This window comes from Streptomyces sp. DSM 15324, from assembly GCF_001514285.1.
GTDB lineage: Bacteria > Actinomycetota > Actinomycetes > Streptomycetales > Streptomycetaceae > Streptomyces.
Map to the genome: position 1 here is coordinate 608,757 of NZ_KQ949026.1, position 15,078 is coordinate 623,834.

The 15,078-nt window shown below is 73.5% G+C and carries 14 protein-coding genes and 1 rRNA gene; 4 read left to right on the plus strand and 11 right to left on the minus strand.

The features are described 5' to 3' along the window. Positions 1 to 12: 12 nt before the first annotated feature. The 5 genes from AQJ58_RS16715 to AQJ58_RS16735 form a co-directional block, all read right to left on the minus strand. Positions 13 to 1,143 carry a glycosyltransferase family 4 protein gene (locus AQJ58_RS16715; RefSeq protein WP_067250840.1) on the minus strand — a complete coding sequence of 377 codons (1,131 nt, stop codon included), beginning with the start codon at positions 1,141 to 1,143 and terminating at the stop codon, positions 13 to 15. A gap of 263 nt (positions 1,144 to 1,406) precedes the next feature. Then, on the minus strand, positions 1,407 to 3,125 hold the full coding sequence (gene recN / locus AQJ58_RS16720) for a DNA repair protein RecN (RefSeq protein WP_067250843.1): 1,719 nt from the start codon (positions 3,123 to 3,125) through the stop codon (positions 1,407 to 1,409). A 163-nt stretch (positions 3,126 to 3,288) separates the two neighbouring features. Further along, the gene (locus tag AQJ58_RS16725; RefSeq protein ID WP_059203299.1) at positions 3,289 to 4,194 is read right to left on the minus strand and encodes an NAD kinase; all 906 of its coding nucleotides are present in this window, start codon (positions 4,192 to 4,194) and stop codon (positions 3,289 to 3,291) included. Further along, positions 4,191 to 5,006: a TlyA family RNA methyltransferase gene (locus AQJ58_RS16730; RefSeq protein ID WP_067250846.1), complete on the minus strand. Its 816-nt coding sequence runs from the start codon at positions 5,004 to 5,006 to the stop codon at positions 4,191 to 4,193. The genes AQJ58_RS16725 and AQJ58_RS16730 overlap by 4 nt, the downstream gene beginning before the upstream one ends. 7 nt (positions 5,007 to 5,013) lie before the next feature. Beyond that, the gene (locus AQJ58_RS16735) at positions 5,014 to 5,301 is read right to left on the minus strand and encodes a hypothetical protein (RefSeq protein ID WP_067250849.1); all 288 of its coding nucleotides are present in this window, start codon (positions 5,299 to 5,301) and stop codon (positions 5,014 to 5,016) included. A gap of 42 nt (positions 5,302 to 5,343) precedes the next feature. Between AQJ58_RS16735 and AQJ58_RS16740 the strand changes: the two genes are divergently transcribed. Continuing rightward, positions 5,344 to 5,691 carry an SCP2 sterol-binding domain-containing protein gene (locus AQJ58_RS16740; protein WP_067250852.1) on the plus strand — a complete coding sequence of 116 codons (348 nt, stop codon included), beginning with the start codon at positions 5,344 to 5,346 and terminating at the stop codon, positions 5,689 to 5,691. Here AQJ58_RS16740 and AQJ58_RS16745 read toward each other — a convergent pair. The 4 genes from AQJ58_RS16745 to AQJ58_RS16760 form a co-directional block, all read right to left on the minus strand. Then, positions 5,675 to 6,526, minus strand: coding sequence for an ABC transporter ATP-binding protein (locus tag AQJ58_RS16745; RefSeq protein ID WP_079078969.1), 852 nt, complete (start codon positions 6,524 to 6,526; stop codon positions 5,675 to 5,677). The two genes, AQJ58_RS16740 and AQJ58_RS16745, sit on opposite strands and share 17 nt — an antisense overlap. Further along, on the minus strand, positions 6,523 to 7,542 hold the full coding sequence (locus AQJ58_RS16750; protein WP_067250958.1) for a FecCD family ABC transporter permease: 1,020 nt from the start codon (positions 7,540 to 7,542) through the stop codon (positions 6,523 to 6,525). The genes AQJ58_RS16745 and AQJ58_RS16750 overlap by 4 nt, the downstream gene beginning before the upstream one ends. 89 nt (positions 7,543 to 7,631) lie before the next feature. Then, positions 7,632 to 8,675 (minus strand): FecCD family ABC transporter permease, encoded by a 1,044-nt coding sequence (locus tag AQJ58_RS16755; RefSeq protein WP_067250858.1) that lies wholly within the window; start codon positions 8,673 to 8,675, stop codon positions 7,632 to 7,634. Between the two features lie 62 nt (positions 8,676 to 8,737). After that, entirely contained in the window at positions 8,738 to 9,766 is a 1,029-nt protein-coding gene (locus tag AQJ58_RS16760; RefSeq protein ID WP_067250860.1) for an HAD hydrolase-like protein, read from the minus strand. 73 nt (positions 9,767 to 9,839) lie between these two features. On the opposite strand from AQJ58_RS16760, the gene AQJ58_RS16765 reads away from it, so the two are divergent. The 3 genes from AQJ58_RS16765 (at position 9,840) to AQJ58_RS16775 (ending at position 12,812) form a co-directional block, all read left to right on the plus strand. Then, positions 9,840 to 11,123 carry a DUF1015 family protein gene (locus AQJ58_RS16765; protein WP_067250862.1) on the plus strand — a complete coding sequence of 428 codons (1,284 nt, stop codon included), beginning with the start codon at positions 9,840 to 9,842 and terminating at the stop codon, positions 11,121 to 11,123. A gap of 128 nt (positions 11,124 to 11,251) precedes the next feature. Beyond that, on the plus strand, positions 11,252 to 11,674 hold the full coding sequence (locus AQJ58_RS16770) for a YciI family protein (RefSeq protein WP_067250864.1): 423 nt from the start codon (positions 11,252 to 11,254) through the stop codon (positions 11,672 to 11,674). Further along, positions 11,667 to 12,812 carry an RNA polymerase sigma factor gene (locus AQJ58_RS16775; RefSeq protein WP_067250866.1) on the plus strand — a complete coding sequence of 382 codons (1,146 nt, stop codon included), beginning with the start codon at positions 11,667 to 11,669 and terminating at the stop codon, positions 12,810 to 12,812. Before AQJ58_RS16770 ends, AQJ58_RS16775 begins: the two co-directional genes overlap by 8 nt. Positions 12,813 to 12,888: 76 nt before the next feature. Here the strand turns inward: AQJ58_RS16775 and AQJ58_RS43820 are convergent, their stop codons facing one another. Beyond that, positions 12,889 to 13,662, minus strand: a complete 774-nt coding sequence (locus AQJ58_RS43820) for a tetratricopeptide repeat protein (RefSeq protein ID WP_234360071.1) — start codon at positions 13,660 to 13,662, stop codon at positions 12,889 to 12,891. 1,218 nt (positions 13,663 to 14,880) lie between these two features. Then, positions 14,881 to 14,997: ribosomal RNA gene (rrf, locus tag AQJ58_RS16790) — 5S ribosomal RNA — on the minus strand. Positions 14,998 to 15,078 lie beyond the last annotated feature (81 nt).

A 15,078-nucleotide genomic window follows, 5' to 3' on the forward strand; every position in this document is an offset into this window, starting at 1 on the left:
CACCGCGCGGGGTCAGAGCATCGGCACCGGCTGGGTCAGCTCGTCGTAGACGCTCAGGACCTGGGCGACGGTCTCGTCCTCGGTGGGCCAGGTGGCCGCCTGGCGGGTCCCGAGGTCCCGCAGCCGCTCGGACCGGTCCGGATCGCCGAGCAGCCGGACGACGGCCTCGGCGAAGGCCTGTGCGTCGTCGGGCGGGACGAGTACGGCGGCCTCGCCGACGAGTTCGCGGATCCCGCCGGCCCGGGCGGCGACGAGCGGCACGCGCGCGTGGAGGGCCTCCTGCGCGAGGACCGAGCGGGCCTCCTCGGCGCCCGGCAGCAGCGCGAGGTCGGCGGCCGCGAGCAGCGCGCCGGCGTCCTCCCGCCGCCCGAGCAGCCGGACCGGCAGTTCCTCGGACTCGATGCGCTGCTGCAACGCCGGACGCAGCGGGCCCTCCCCGGCGATGACGACCAGCGGCACGGGGTCCAGCCGGCACCAGGCGTGCGCGGCGTCCAGCAGCAGGTCGTAGCCCCGGTGCCTCTCCAGCGAACCGACGGCCATCAGCAGCGGGCGGCCGATCGCGCCGAGTTCGGCCCGCACCTTGCAGTGCGGCTCCTCGTCGTCCTCGGAGCCGTCACCGGCCACGCCCGGCCCGGGCAGCGCCACGGCGGCGAGCCGGGCGTCCCTGGCGCCGGTGCGCCGGGCCCGGTCGACCAGGTCGGAGGTGGTGCCGAGGACCACGGCGGCCGCTCTCGCCACCCGCCGCTCCAGCAGCCGCAGCAGATGCGCGCGGGCTCCCTCGGCGCGGGCCCGGCCGTGCCAGGTGACGACGAGCGGGGTGGGGCGCCCGCCCAGGGCCAGGACGGCCCGGAAGGAGGCGTGCAGCCCGTGCGCGTGGACCACGTCGGCGTCCGCGCAGGCCGCCCGCAGCGCGGCCACGGACCCCGGGTCGCTGCTGCGCGGCACGTGCACGTGTGCGGCGCCGGCGCCCGTGAAGTCGTAAAGGTGCTCGGCCTCGGACGGGGCGCACACCGTCACCCGCACGCCCCGTGCGACGAGCCCCGCGGCCAGGGAGCGCACGTGTGCGCTGCTGCCGGCGTTGCCGCCGCCCAGCACCTGCACGGTGCGCAGCGGCGACTGGCCGTGCGGTGAGTGGCTGCTCACGTGGCCGGGGCTCCTGGTTCGGCGTAGGACGGTCACGGAGGAACGGCTTCCTCCACGTACCGCGCCCAAGGATGCCAGCACGCACGGGTGTTCCGTGCCGCCCTGCCGCCTGACCACCGGCGACACGGCCGCACAAGTCACCCACACGAGCGAAGAAACTCAGGGATCCGTTCGATTACGTCCCCTGGGTCCCGCTCCCGGGTCCGAGGGGCCCAGAGGCCCAGGGCTCCGTCCCGACGAATCCGCCCCTACCGCGTCCGCCCCTACGCGTCCGCGCGGGCCGTCGCGAGCAGCTCCTCCGCGTGCGCCCGGGCCGTCTCGGAGTCCTCCTGCCCGGCCAGCATCCGGGACAGCTCCCGGATGCGCTCCTCGCCCTCCAGGACCTTCACCCCGGACCGGGTGACCGACCCGTCGTTGGTCTTCTCGACCAGCAGCTGCCGGTCGGCGAACGCGGCGACCTGCGGAAGGTGGGTCACCACGACCACCTGGGCGGACTTCGCGAGCTTGGCGAGCCGTCGCCCGATCTCGACCGCCGCCTTGCCGCCGACGCCCGCGTCGACCTCGTCGAAGAGGTACGTCGGCACGGGGTCGGTCCCCGCGAACACGACCTCCACGGCCAGCATCACGCGCGACAGCTCACCGCCCGAGGCACCCTTGGCGATGGGCCGGGGCGGGGCGCCCGGATGGGGGGCGAGCAGCAGCTCGACCTCGTCGGCGCCGGACGGCCCGTAGGCGACCGTCCGTCCGCCGACCTCGACGCCCTCCGGGTCGTCGGTCTGCCGGATCGCGAACGACACGCGCGCGTGCGGCATCGCGAGCGACGCCAGCTCCGCCGTCACCGCGGCCGCGAACTTCTCGGCGGCCGCCGTCCGCGCGTCCGTGAGCGCCTGCGCCAGCCCGCCCAGTTCGGTCCGCAGCGCGTCCCGCTCCGCGGTCAGTTCGCCGATCCGCTCGTCGTCGCCGTCCAGCTCGGTCAGCCGGGCGGCGCTCTGTTCGGCCCACGCCAGCACCGCGTTCACGTCCGGCCCGTACTTGCGGGTCAGCGCGGTGAGCGCGGCGCGCCGCTCCTCGACGGCGGCGAGGCGCAGCGGGTCGGCGTCGAGGTCGTCGGCGTACCCGGCGAGCTCTCCGGCCACATCCCCCAGCAGGATCCCGATCTCCGCGATCCGGTCGGCGAGCGCGGCGAGCCTCGGGTCGTAGGACCGCACGGCCTCCAGGGCCCGCTGGGCGCCCGCGACCAGGGTCGCGGCGTCGATGCCCTCGGGGTCCTCCGGATTGCCCGCGAGCGCGGCGTGCGCGGCCGTGGCGGCCGAGGACAGCGCCTCGGCGTGCCCGAGCCGCTCGGCCTCCTCGGCGAGCTCCACGTCCTCCCCGGCGCGCGGTTCGACGCCGGACACCTCGTCGAGGCCGAAGCGCAGCAGGTCGGCCTCCTGGGCCCGCTCACGCGCGCGGGTGACGATCTCGTCCAGTTCGACGGCGACGGCCCGCAGCCGCCGGTAGGCCTCGGTGTACTTGGCGAGCGGCACGGCGACGGCGTCCCCGGCGTACCGGTCGAGCGCCTGCCGCTGCCGGGACAGCTTCAGCAGCCCCTGCTGGTCGGTCTGCCCGTGCACGGCCACCAGCTCGTCGGCCAGCTCGGCCAGCACGCCCACCGGCACACTGCGCCCGCCGACGTGCGCCCGGGACCGCCCCTCCGCGGAAACGGTACGGCTGATCAGCAGCGCGCCGTCGTCGAGCTCGGCCCCGGCCTCCTCGGCCCGTACGACCACCGGGGCGCCCGAGGGCACAGCGATGCGCCCCTCGACCACCGCCCGCTCGGCGCCGATCCTTACGAGCGCGGCATCGGCGCGCCCGCCCAGCAGCAGCCCGAGGCTGGTGACCACCATGGTCTTGCCGGCACCCGTCTCACCGGTGACGGCGGTGAACCCGGGCGACAGCTCGACGACCGCGTCGTCGATGACTCCGAGCGACCGTATCCGCATCTCCTCCAACACGGAGAAGACCTTACGAGGTCCGACCCGAAGAGTGCGAGGCACCCTGTCACCCGGGCGGGTGGAGGTTGGTTCTTCGGGGCGCGGGGAACCGCGCGAAACCACTCAGGACGGCGCCGCGGCCGCCACCGGTCCCCCGCCCCCCTACCGACCGCTAATGCCGAGCCCCCCGCCACCCGGAGACGGGCAGCGCGAACTTCGCCACCAGCCGATCGGTGAAGGACGCGTGGTGCAGTCGCGCCAACCGCACCGGCACCGCCCCCCGCCGCACCTCCACACGGGCCCCCGGCGGCAGCTCGAACGTGCGCCGCCCGTCGCACCACAGCACACCCGGCGGAATGTGCGGCAGCAGTTCCACGGCCAGCACGGAGTTCGGCGAGGTCACGAGCGGCTTCGCGAACAGCGCGTGCGCACTGATCGGCACCATCAGCAGGGCCTCGACCTCGGGCCACACCACGGGGCCGCCCGCGGAGAAGGCATAGGCGGTCGACCCGGTCGGCGTGGACAGCACGATGCCGTCACAACCGAACCCGGTCACCGGCCGCCCGTCGATCTCCAGCACCACTTCCAGCAGCTTCTCGGCGCCCGCCTTCTGCACCGCCGCCTCGTTCAGCGCCCAGTCCGTGTGCACGATGTCGCCGTTGCGGTGCACGACGACATCGACGGTCATCCGCTCCTCGACCTCGTACGCCTTGCTGACCACCCGGTCGACGACCTTGTCGAGGTCGTCCCGCTCGGCCTCGGCGAGGAACCCGACACTGCCGAGGTTGACGCCGAGCATCGGCACCCCGGACGCCCGCGCGAACTCGGCGCCCCGCAGCAGCGTCCCGTCACCGCCGAGGACGATGAGCAGCTCACACCCCTCCAGGCAGTCCGGGGTGGCCTCGGCGACCAGTTCCACCTCGTCCGGCACATGCAGGTCGGAGGCCTCGTACTCCAGGACGCGCACTCCGATGCCCTCCCGCAGCAGCCCCTTCACCACCAGTTCCGCGCTGCGGATGGCGGCGGGCCGGCCCGTGTGGGCGAGGAGGAAGACGGTACGGGTTCGGTTCTCGGTCAACGCGGCCCCTCCGCAACTGCACGGTCAACGTCGGCCGGGTCCAGGGCAGGCGCCCCGGCCCGGAGCCAGAGAAAGTACTCGACATTGCCCGACGGCCCGGGCAGCGGACTGGCGGTGACCCCCTTCACCCCGAGCCCGAGGTCCCACGCCTTGCCGGCAACGCCGCGCACCGCTTCGGCCCGCAGCTCGGGGCTGCGCACGACGCCTCCGCTGCCGAGCCGTTCCTTCCCCACCTCGAACTGCGGCTTGACCATCATCACCAGGTCCGCGTCCGGCCCGGTGCACCGCTCGAGGGCCGGCAGCACCAGCCCGAGCGGGATGAAGGACAAGTCCCCCACGACAAGATCCACTGGCTTCCCATCGATCGCTTCAAGCGTCAACTCGCGTACGTTCGTACGGTCCTTGACGGTGACGCGTTCATCGCTGCGCAGAGACCAGGCGAGTTGTCCGTATCCGACGTCGACGGCGACGACGTGCGCGGCACCGGCCCGCAGCAGCACATCGGTGAACCCACCGGTGGACGCCCCGGCGTCCAGCGCCCGCCGCCCCTCGACGACGAGCCCCTGCGGTACGAAGACCTTCAGCGCCCCGGCGAGCTTGTGGCCGCCCCGGGAGACGTAGTCGGGGTCGTCGTCGGCCACGGCCACCACGATCGCGGCGGCCGTCTCCACCTGGGTGGCGGACTTGGTCGCGACGGTCTTGCCGACGGTGACCCGCCCCGCGGCGATCAGCTGCCCGGCGTGCTCCCGCGAGCGCGCGAGCTTGCGGCGGACCAGCTCCGCGTCCAGACGGCGACGTGCGACTCCTGCCACGTTCGGTTCAGCTCCTAATGCCGTGCGAGGGTGAGGGCGCCGGTGGTCCCGGGCGGGCGTCGAGCGCGGTCAGCGCGTCGCGCAGCCCCCGGTGTACATCCTCGTACACCTCGAGGTGTCCGTCGGTGGCGAGGTGGTCGGCGTCGGCCAGCCGGTCCAGCTGGGCGTCGACCTCGGCGTTTCCGGTCGGAGTGCGGGGGACGGCCAGCGGGGCGGGCGCGGCGGGGTCGGTCTCGGTCTCGGCCTCGGCGGCCGGGTCCGGTGCGGCCTCGTTCTCCGGCGCTGTGTCGCTCATGCCCAGACGCTACCCCGAACCCCTGGGGTACCGTCGATCGCCATGGCCACGATCGAGGAGTGCCGTGCGGCACTCGAGAAGCTCTCGGAGAACATGGGCAGCGCCGAAGGGGACGTGCGGGAGGCCACCTCCCTGGACCGTTCGGTGAGCTGCCGGATCACGGACCTGGACGTCACCTTCGTCGGCCGGATGACGGGCGGCCGGATCGTCGTCCAGGACACCCTTCAGGGCCCTCCGCGGGAGAAGGCCCAGATCAGGCTGACCATGACGGGTGAGGACCTGGTCGCCCTCGTGCACGGCGAGCTGAACTTCGCGAAGGCGTGGGGTTCGGGGCGGGTGAAGCTGGAGGCGGGCCTGCGGGACCTGTTCCAGCTCAGGAAACTTCTGTAGCGACCGCCCGCGGCGCCCCGGCCCGCGCCCTGCGCGCCGCCGGCACCACGAGCGGCGTACCGGTCTCCGGGTCGTCGATGACCTGGCAGCGCAGGCCGAAGACCTCCTCGACCAGAGTGGCCGTGACGACGTCGTTCGGCGCGCCCTGCGCGATGACCTCGCCGCCCTTCAGCGCGATCAGATGGGTGGCGTACCGGGCCGCGTGGTTGAGGTCGTGCAGCACGGCGACGAGCGTGCGGCCCTGGTCCTCGTGGAGCTCGGCGCACAGGTCGAGGACGTCGATCTGGTGCTGGATGTCGAGGTAGGTGGTCGGCTCGTCGAGCAGCAGCAGGGGCGTCTGCTGGGCGAGGGCCATGGCGATCCACACCCGCTGGCGCTGCCCGCCGGACAGCTCGTCGACGTACCGGTCGGCGAGCTCGGCGACGCCGGTCCGGGTCATGGACTCCCGGACGACCCGCTCGTCCTCGGCCGACCACTGACGCAGGATGCCCTGGTGCGGGTAGCGGCCGCGGCCGACGAGGTCGGCGACGGTGATCCCGTCGGGCGCGATCGACGACTGGGGCAGCAGGCCCAGCGTGCGCGCGACCTTCTTCGCCGGCAGGGACTGGATGACCTGTCCGTCGAGCAGCACCCGCCCCCGGGACGGCTTCAGCATCCGCGACAGCGCCCGCAGGAGCGTGGACTTGCCGCACGCGTTGGGGCCGACGATCACCGTGAAGGAGTGGTCGGGAATGTCCACCGACAGCTGCTCGGCGATCATCCGCTGGTCGTAGGCGAGGGTGACGTTCTCGGCGGAGAGGCGGTTCACGGTGCTCCCTGGGTTGTTCTGGTTCATATCCGGCCCGCCCGGCGCTCGGTGACGAGGAGCCACAGCAGATAGAGCCCGCCGAGGACCCCGGTGACCACGCCCACGGGCAGCCGTCCGTCGCCGAACAGCCGCTGCGAGGCCCAGTCGGCGGTGACCAGCAGGGCGGCGCCCATGCACAGCGAGGCCACGAGGTTGGGGCCGGGCGAGCGGGTGAGACGGCGGGCGAGCTGCGGCGCGGTGAGCGCCACGAAGCCGACCGGCCCCGCCGCGGCGGTGGCGGCGGCGGTGAGCAGCACGGCCGACACCATCAGCACCAGCCGGACGCGCTCCACACGTACGCCGAGCGCCTGCGAGACGTCGTCGCCCATCTCCATCATCCGCAGCCCGCGCGCGTGGCCGAGGACGAGCGGGACGAGCACCCCGACCAGGGCGAGCAGCGGCCAGACCTGCTTCCAGTCCCGCCCGTCGAGGGTTCCGGTCATCCAGACGACGGCCCGCGCCGCGTCCACGAAGTCGGCCTTGGTGATCAGATAGCCGTTGACCGCGGTCGCCACCGCCGACACGCCGATGCCGACGAGCACCAGCCGGTAGCCGTGCACACCCCGCTTCCACGCCAGCAGATAGATCGCGGCCCCGGTCACCAGCCCGCCGACCAGCGCGCCGACGGTGACCTGGGCGGTGGTCCCGGAGAACAGCACGATCATCACGAGCGCGCCGGCGGTCGCCCCCTGGCCGAGGCCGAGCACATCGGGGCTGCCGAGCGGATTGCGCGACACGGCCTGGAACAGTGCCCCGCCCAGCCCCAGCGAGGCCCCGACCAGCAGCCCGACCAGCACCCGGGGCAGCCGCAGCTCGTTGACGATGAGCTCCTGGCCGGGATTGCCCTCGCCGAACAGGGTCCTGACGACGTCTCCGAACGAGATCGGGAAGTCGCCGGTGCCGATCAGCACCACGCTCGCGGCGAACGCGGCGGCCAGCAGCAGCGCGACGACCACCAGGGACCGCGCGTCCAGCCGCACCGACAGCCCGCCCGGCGTGCGCAGCGCACGCGCCCCCGTCGCCTTCCCTCCCGCCTCCCCGTTCGCCTCCCCGTTCGCCTCCCCGGCCGTCGTCCCGGTTGTCTCCGCGGTCCTCACAGCTGGGCCGTCCTCCGCCGTCGTACGAGAAAGATGAAGACCGGCCCGCCGATGATCGCGGTGATGATGCCGACCTGGACCTCCGAGGGGCGGGCCACGACCCGGCCGAGCACATCGGAGCCCAGCAGCAGCACCGGGGACAGGAGCGCCGCGTACGGCATGATCCAGCGCAGGTCGGGGCCGGTGAAGGAGCGGACGATGTGCGGGACCATCAGCCCGACGAACACGATCGGCCCGCAGGCGGCGGTCGCGGCCCCGCACAGCACGGTCGCGGCGAGCATGGCCAGCGCCCGGGTGCGGTCGAGGTTCGCGCCGAGCGCCCTGGCGGTGTCGTCGCCCATCTCCACCGCGTTCAGCGGCCGGGCGAGGGCGAGCGCGAGGACCGTGCCGGCCGCCAGGAAGGGCAGCACCTGACGGATCGTGCCGTCGGTCGCCGAGGACAGTGAACCCACCGTCCAGAACCGCATCCTGGCCAGCGCCGCGTCGTCCATGATCATCACGGCCTGGAGGTAGCCGTACAGCGCGGCGCTGATCGCGGTACCCGCGAGCGCGAGCCGCACGGGCGTGGCCCCCCGGCTCCCGCCGAGGAACCAGACCAGCGCCCCGACCGCGGCCGCCCCGAGGAACGCGAACCACACATACCCGCTCAGGCTCGTCACCCCGAGGAAGGTGATCGCGGTGACGACGGCGGCCGAGGCACCCGCGTTGATCCCGAGCAGGCCCGGGTCGGACAGCGGATTGCGCGTCAGGGCCTGGAGCACCGCACCGGACAGCCCCAGCGCGGCCCCGACCAGCAGCCCGAGCACGGTCCGCGACAGCCGCTCGTCGACGACGACGTCGGCGTACGTCCCGGAGTCCGCGAACAGTCCGTGCCACACCTGGGCGACGGACAGCTCCTTGGCCCCGACGGCGATGCTCGCCACCGCCACCAGGGCGAGGACCGCCACCGCGAGAAGCAGCCCGACGGAACGGACCGCCTTGCGGGCGGGAGGCGCGGGGGCGCTCTCCGCGCGCTGTTCGGGAACACTGTCGACCAACACGTAGTTAGGTTAGCCTACCCAAACAGATGGGCTCCTGAGTGGCGGGGCTCCTGGGCGGCGCCTCACAACCCCAGCCGTGCCAGCGCCTTGCCCCCGTCCAGCGCGCAACTGCCCTGCCCCGCAGCCGTCCAGGCCGCCGCGCACAGCGCCCGCAGCCCGTCCAGCGCCTCGCCGTCCCCGTCCAGCTCCACCCGCTCCTTCCCCGCGGTCGCCGTCCACCCACCGCACCGGAACCCGTCCCCGGCCGGGGTGACCTCCGGCTGCCCGGTGAGCAGCCCGCGCAGATCGGCGTCCACGAACGTCGGCCGGTGCTGCGGCGGCGCCGCCAGCAGCTGCGCCCCGTCGGTGACCCCGGTCAGGACGAGCAGCGAGTCCACCTCCCCGTTGAACGCCCCCTCGATGTCGGTGTCCAGCCGGTCCCCGACCACCAACGGCCGCTCGGCGCCCGTCCTTAGAATCGTCTCCCGGTGCATCGGAGGCAGCGGCTTGCCCGCGACCTGCGGCTCGGCACCGGTCGCTATCCGCACCACCTCCACCGCCGCCCCGTTCCCCGGCGCGATCCCCCGCCCGCTCGGAATCGTCAGATCGGTGTTCGACGCGAACCACGGCACCCCGCGCGCCACGGCGTACGACGCCTCCGCGAACCGCCCCCACGGCAGATCGGGACCGCCGAACCCCTGCACCACCGCCGCCGGATCGTCGTCCGCGGACTCCACCGGGACGAGCCCCCGCTCCCGCAGCGCGACCCGCAGCCCCTCCCCGCCGATCACCAGCACCCGCGCCCCCGCCGGCACCTGCTCGCCGATCAGCCGCGCCACCGCCTGAGCCGAGGTGATGACGTCCTCGGCACCCGTCGGAATGCCCAGCTCGGTGAGATGCCCGGCCACCGTGTCGGGCGTCCGCAGCGCGTTGTTGGTGACGTACGCCAGGTGCATCCCGCCCGCACGGGCGGCCGCCAACGACTCGACGGCATGCACGATCGCGGCCCCGCCCGCGTACACCACCCCGTCCAGATCGAGCAGCGCCGTGTCGTACGCCTCGCTCAGGGCCTGCCCACTGCCCTCGGGCCTCGTCCTGACGCTCCGGCTCATTCCACATCGCTCCTCGGTCGTTCCGCTTTCCCCCGATCATCCCGCACGCCACCGACACACGTACGATGCCGGGATGAACACTGCAGGTCACTCGGAAGCAACGGCGCCCCGGGGCCTGGAACTCACCCCGTTCCGAGGCCTGCGCTACGACCCCGACCGGGTCGGCAGCCTCGCCGCCGTCACCTCCCCGCCGTACGACGTCGTCGTCCGCCCCGACGGCCTGCACCGACTCCAGGACGCGGACCCCCACAACATCGTCCGGCTGATCCTCCCCCAGGCGACCACCCCCAGCGCCCGCAACGGACAGGCCGCCGACGCCCTGCGCCGCTGGCTCGCCGAGGGCGTCCTGACCGCCGACCCCGAGCCCGCCCTGTACGTCTACGAGCAGCGGCACGCCGACGGCATGCTCCAGCGGGGCCTCATCGGCACCCTGCGCGTCTCCGACCCCGCGGAGGGCATCGTCCTCCCGCACGAGGACGTCATCGAGCCGGTCGTGGCGGAGCGCGCGGCCCTGATGCGCGCCACCTACGCCAACCTGGAGCCCCTCCTCCTCACCTACCACGGCAACGGCACGGCGGCCGGGATCGTGGACCGCACCGCCGAGCGCCCCCCACTCCTCGCCACCACCACCGCGGACGGCTACCACCACCGCCTGTGGGCGATCACCGACCCCGCCGAGCAGGCCCTCGTCCAGGCGGACCTCGCCCACCACCAGGCCCTGATCGCCGACGGCCACCACCGCTGGGCCACCTACCGCCGGCTGCGCGCCGCCCACCCCTCCCCCAGCCCCTGGGACCACGGCCTCGTCCTCCTCGTCGACACCGCCCGCTACCCCCTGCGCGTCCGCGCCATCCACCGCCTCCTGCACGGCCTGCCGGTCGCCGACGCCCTCACCGCCGTACGCGACCTCTTCCGCGTCCGGCACCTGCGGGTGCCGCTCCCCGAGGCACTCGAAGCCCTGGCGGACGCGGCCTGCGCCGGGAACGCCTTCCTGCTCGCCGGCGACGGCACCTTCCACCTCCTCGACCGCCCGGACCCGGCCCTCCTCGCCCGTACGGTCCCCCAGGACCGCCCGCAGGCCTGGCGCACCCTGGACGCGACCGTCCTGCACGCCACGCTCCTCGCCCACGTCTGGCACGTCCCCGAGGACGACCCGACCCGCATCGCCTACATCCACGACACCGCCGCCACCGTCCGCAAGGCGGAACGCGGCGGCACCACCGCGGTCCTCCTCCACCCCGTACGCGAGGAGGTCGTGCGCGACCTCGCCCGCCAGGGCGTCACCATGCCCCGCAAATCGACGTCGTTCGGCCCCAAACCGGCCTCCGGTCTCGTCCTGCGGGCCCTGGACGTCTGACACCCCGCGAACGGCCCACGAAAAAAATTCCCGGAAAACCTCGCGGACGATGTCGAGAACCCGCGTCGGGCTCCGTCCCCGCTGTGAACGCGACCAGAATGGGTCGCACAGCACCGAGGAGACACACCATGGCCAAGTACCTGCTGCTGAAGCACTACCGCGGCGCCCCGGAACCGGTCAACAACGTGCCGATGGACAAGTGGACCCCGGAGGAGATCTCGGCGCACATCCGGTACATGAACGACTTCGCCGCCCGACTCGAGGAGACCGGCGAGTTCATCGACGGCCAGGCCCTCGCCCCGGAAGGGCAGTGGGTCCGCTACGACGGCGAGGGCCGTCCGCCGGTCACCGACGGCCCGTTCGCCGAGACCAAGGACCTCATCGCCGGCTGGATGATCATCGACGTCGACAGCCACGACCGCGCCGTCGAACTGGCCGGGGAACTGTCCGCCGCACCCGGCGCGGGCGGCCGGCCGATCCACGAGTGGCTCGAGGTGCGCCCCTTCCTGGCCGCGCCGCCCACCGTCCCGGAGTGCGACGCCCATGGATGAGGCCCTGCTCAGGAGCCTCACGCCGAGCGTGCTCACCGTCCTCGTCCGCCGCGGAGCAGACTTCGCGGCGGCCGAGGACGCCGTGCAGGAGGCGCTCGTCGAGGCGGTCCGCAGCTGGCCGGCCGACCCGCCGCGGGACGCGAAGGGCTGGCTGGTCACCGTGGCCTGGCGCAAGTTCCTCGACGCGAGCAGAGCGGACGCGGCCCGCCGCCGGCGCGAGGACCGTGTCGAGGAGGAGCCGCACCCCGGCCCCGCCCCCTCCGCCGACGACACCCTCCAGCTCTACTTCCTCTGCGCCCACCCCTCGCTCACACCCTCCTCGGCGGTCGCCCTCACCCTGCGCGCCGTCGGCGGGCTCACCACCCGCCAGATCGCCCAGGCCTATCTGGTGCCCGAGGCGACCATGGCCCAGCGGATCAGCCGCGCCAAGCGCACCGTCTCCGGCGTCCGCCTCGACCGGCCCGGCGATGTCGCCACCGTGCTGCGCGTCCTCTACCTGGTCTTCAACGAGGGCTACTCCGGCGATGTCGACCTCGCCGCCGAGGCCATCCGCCTCACCCGGCAGCTCGCCGCCGTGATCGACCACCCCGAGGTGTCCGGGCTGCTCGCCCTCATGCTGCTCCACCACGCCCGGCGCGCCGCCCGGACGGCACCCGACGGCAGCCTCGTACCGCTCACCGAGCAGGACCGCGCCCGCTGGGACACCCGGTCGATCGCCGAGGGCGTCCGGATCCTCCAGACGGCGCTCTCCCGCGACCGGCTGGGCGAGTTCCAGGCCCAGGCCGCCATCGCGGCCCTCCACGCCGACGCGCCCACCGCCGAGGAGACCGACTGGGTGCAGATCGTCGAGTGGTACGACGAACTCACCCGGCTGACCGACAGCCCGGTCGTCCGCCTCAACCGCGCGGTCGCCGTGGGCGAGGCCGACGGCCCCCGCGCCGGCCTGGCGGCCCTCGCTGCCCTGGACGACTCCCTGCCCCGCCACACCGCCGTCGCGGCCCACCTCCACGAACGCGACGGCGACCTGACGACGGCGGCCCGCCTGTACGCCGAGGCGGCCCACAAGGCGACCAACCTCGCCGAACGCGACCACCTGACGCGCCAGGCCGCCCGGCTCAACACCCGCCGGACCGACTGACCGCCGACACCGGCCTCCATCACCGCCCGGAAACGCAAAAGGGGCAGGTTCCGTCCGGAACCTGCCCCTTACTCACTCAGTCCTTGTCGTCGGCTTCGCCCGTGTCAGCGCCCGGAGCCTCGATCCCGTTCCCGGTCTCCGTCTCCTCGGACTCACCGTCGTCCTCGCCCTCGTCGAGGGCGTCCACGAAGTCCACCCCGTCCAGCTCGGCGAGCCGGTCGGAGGCGTCCGTGCTGCCGTCCCGGTCCGCCTCGACCGCCTTGGCGAACCACTCCCGCGCCTCGCTCTCACGGTCGGCGGCCAGCAGCGCGTCCGCGTAGGCGTACCGCAGTCGTGCGGTCCACGGCTGTACGGAGCTGGAGGCGAGCTCGGGGCTCTGGAGCGTCACGATGGCCGCGTCCAGCTGTCCCATGTCACGCCGGGCACCGGCCGCGACGAGCCGCATCTCCACCTGGCCGGCCTTGTCGAGCTTGTGCACCTCGGGGGCACCGGCCATGTCCAGCGCCTTCTCCGGCCGCCCGAGCCCACGCTCGCAGTCGGCCATGACGGGCCACAGCTCCACCGAACCGGTCATGCGCCGCGCCGCCCGGAACTCGGCGAGCGCCTCGCTGTACTTCTGGTTCGCGTAGGCCGCGAACCCGGCCGCCTCCCGCACGGCCGCGACCCGGGACGCGAGCCGCAGCGCCACCTTGCTGTACCCGTAGGCACCCTCGGGGTCCTCGTCGATCAGCCGCGCGACCATCACCAGGTTGCGGGCGACGTCGTCGGCGAGCGTCTTGGGCAGGCTCTGGAGTTCCTGCCGTACGTCCTTGTCGATCTCCTCGCCGGTGACGTCCGCGGGGATCGGCAGCCGCTTGATCGGCTCACGGTCGCGGTCCCGCTCGTCACGGAACCGACCGCCACCGCGCCGGTCGTCCCCACGCCGGTCGTCCCGACGGTCGTCACGGCCCCGGAAGCCACCGGGCCGCCCACCTCGGTCGTCCCGCCGGAAGGCCGCCCGGTCGCCCCGGTCACCACGGTCTCCGCGGTAGCCACCACGCTCGTCCCGTCGGTCGTCCCGCCGGAAGGCCGGCCGGTCACCCCGGTCGTCCCGCCGGAAGCCACCCCGGTCGTCACTGCGCCTGTCATCGCGCCGGTCGTCACGGCGGTCGTCACGGCGGTCGTCACGGCGGTCGTCACGGCGGAACCCGCCGCGGTCACCGCGGTCGTCCCGCCGGTCGTCCCGCCGGTCGTCACGCCGGAAGGCGGGGCGGTCGCCGCGGTAGCCGCCGCGCTCGCCACCGCGGTCATCCCGACGATCATCCCGGCGGTCGTCACGCCTGTCGTCACGGCGGTCGTCCCGACGGAAGCCACCACGGTTGTCGTCACGCCGGAAGGAGGGACGGTCACCGCGCTCGTCCCGCCGGTCGTCACGCCGGAACCCACCGCGCTCGCCACGGTCATCGCCGCGCCGGTCGTCGCGCCGGTCGTCACGGCGCCCGTAACCACCCCGGTCACGGTCACGGTCGCCGAACCCGCCGCGGTTGTCGTCACGCCGGAAGGCCGGTCGGTCACCGCGCTCGTCCCGCCGCTCGTCACGCCGGAACCCGCGGTCCCGGTCGTCCCGACGCGGTCCGCGGTCGCGGTCGTCGCGCTGGAACGCGGGACGGGGACCACGGTCGCCTTCGCGGCGGTCGTCACGTCGGTCGTCCCGACGTCCGTACCCGCCACTGCGGTTGTCGTCCCGCCGGTCGTCGCGGCGGAACCCGCCACGGTCACCGCGGTCACCACGGTCGTCCCGACGTCCGTACCCACCACCGCGGTTGTCGTCCCGCCGGCCGTAACCACCGCGGTCACCACGGTCGTCGCGGCGGAAGCCCCCGCGATCGCCACGGTCACGGTCTCCGCGGTAGCCGCCACGATCGCCGCGATCCCCACCGTCCCGTCGCCGCTCGTCGCGCTCCGGCCGGTCGTCGGGAGAGTTGGTGGACATCGGTGACTCCTGTCTTCGGTACCGCAATCATTGTAAAAACGAAAGGACCCCTGGTCCCAGCTGAACGCTGGGGACCAGGGGTCCTTCCCAAAGATTGTTCGGCGGCGTCCTACTCTCCCACAGGGTCCCCCCTGCAGTACCATCGGCGCTGTGAGGCTTAGCTTCCGGGTTCGGAATGTAACCGGGCGTTTCCCTCACGCTATGACCACCGAAACCCTAATGGTTTCGAGCGAACAAGCACACTTTGTAATTATGCGTTCTGCTCAAACCGGCAACGGTCGTTGCCTCAGAACT

Coding starts and splice junctions, on each gene's coding strand:
- recN (WP_067250843.1), bottom strand. CDS start 3,125: ATGCGGATACGGTCGCTCGGAGTCATCGACGACGCGGTCGTCGAGCTG.
- AQJ58_RS16735 (WP_067250849.1), bottom strand. CDS start 5,301: ATGAGCGACACAGCGCCGGAGAACGAGGCCGCACCGGACCCGGCCGCC.
- AQJ58_RS16740 (WP_067250852.1), top strand. CDS start 5,344: ATGGCCACGATCGAGGAGTGCCGTGCGGCACTCGAGAAGCTCTCGGAG.
- AQJ58_RS16745 (WP_079078969.1), bottom strand. CDS start 6,526: ATGAACCAGAACAACCCAGGGAGCACCGTGAACCGCCTCTCCGCCGAG.
- AQJ58_RS16760 (WP_067250860.1), bottom strand. CDS start 9,766: ATGAGCCGGAGCGTCAGGACGAGGCCCGAGGGCAGTGGGCAGGCCCTG.
- AQJ58_RS16765 (WP_067250862.1), top strand. CDS start 9,840: ATGAACACTGCAGGTCACTCGGAAGCAACGGCGCCCCGGGGCCTGGAA.
- AQJ58_RS16770 (WP_067250864.1), top strand. CDS start 11,252: ATGGCCAAGTACCTGCTGCTGAAGCACTACCGCGGCGCCCCGGAACCG.
- AQJ58_RS16775 (WP_067250866.1), top strand. CDS start 11,667: ATGGATGAGGCCCTGCTCAGGAGCCTCACGCCGAGCGTGCTCACCGTC.